This is a genomic window from Mesorhizobium sp. M2A.F.Ca.ET.037.01.1.1 (assembly GCF_003998075.1).
Classification (GTDB): Bacteria; Pseudomonadota; Alphaproteobacteria; order Rhizobiales; family Rhizobiaceae; genus Mesorhizobium.
This window is the reverse complement of the sequence record NZ_RZSA01001572.1, coordinates 1-837: the sequence shown is the minus strand read 5'-3', so window position 1 is coordinate 837 and position 837 is coordinate 1. Positions and strand designations below refer to the sequence as shown.

1 protein-coding gene and 1 pseudogene are annotated in these 837 nt (G+C 60.3%); both read left to right on the top strand.

Going from position 1 to position 837, the window contains the following annotated elements; translation table 11 throughout:
• Positions 1-273, top strand: a pseudogene (locus EOA27_RS38455) (cytochrome c); the annotation flags it as partial.
• A 100-nt stretch (positions 274-373) separates the two neighbouring features.
• On the top strand, positions 374-796 hold the full coding sequence (locus EOA27_RS38450) for a hypothetical protein (RefSeq protein WP_126078136.1): 423 nt from the start codon (positions 374-376) through the stop codon (positions 794-796).
• Positions 797-837: the final 41 nt, after the last annotated feature.

The window sequence follows — 837 nt, the reverse complement described above, 5'->3', positions numbered from 1 at the left end:
GAGATCGACCAGGCCCGGCCGGAGTTCGAGGCGCTCGCCCGCCATATCGGCCGGCTCGCCGACGCGCTCGCGATCAAGGCGGGGAACGCGCCGCCGGGTATCACCGCCGACATGCGGATGACCGGCCCGCCGATGGATGGCGGCAGCCTGCTCGGCAAGCGCCCGGGCGCGGCTGAAGCCGATCCGGCCAGGATGCCGGCGGAACATCTCCTGCACCTCATCCTGCAGGACTGCACGAGCTGCCATTCGAAGTTCCGGCAAAAGCAACAGTAAACGCGGTCACCGACACGCGCTTTTCCGCACAATCAAATCAGTTTGTGCTAATATGCTGAGGCCATGCTCATCCGTGCATGACAGGTTTAGGGAGGATGCGATGAAGACGATGAATCGCAGGTCTGCAATCGCGCTCGGCGTGTCGGCCGCAACGGTTGCTCCCCTGTTCGCAACGGCAACATTTGCGAAAACCAAGAAGTACGGTGCGAACGAAGGCAAGGAGATTGCGCCGGGCGTCAGAGTGGTCGAGGTCGGCACCGGCAACTCCGACATTCCCGCCTATAAGAGCATCTCGATTGTTGACGTGGTGTTTCAGCCCGGAGCGCACGCTCCTCAAAGTGTGATGGATAACGACATGGTATGCACCATTACTTCCGGCGCATTCACCATCAAGAAGGCGGACAAGGAGTTCAAGCTCAAGGTCGGTGACATGTACACCTGCTCCAAAGGCAAGACCGACGAGGCGACGAATACCAGCAAGGAAGTCGGCGTGCATCGCATCGCCGTCCTTGTGCCCGCGTAAAGGATAGAGCGACCCAGCTCTTTGATAGAGCCCCCGAACTT

What these genes read in the sequence shown, in the direction of transcription:
- EOA27_RS38450 (WP_126078136.1), top strand. Translation starts at nt 374, where the DNA reads ATGAAGACGATGAATCGCAGGTCTGCAATCGCGCTCGGCGTGTCGGCC.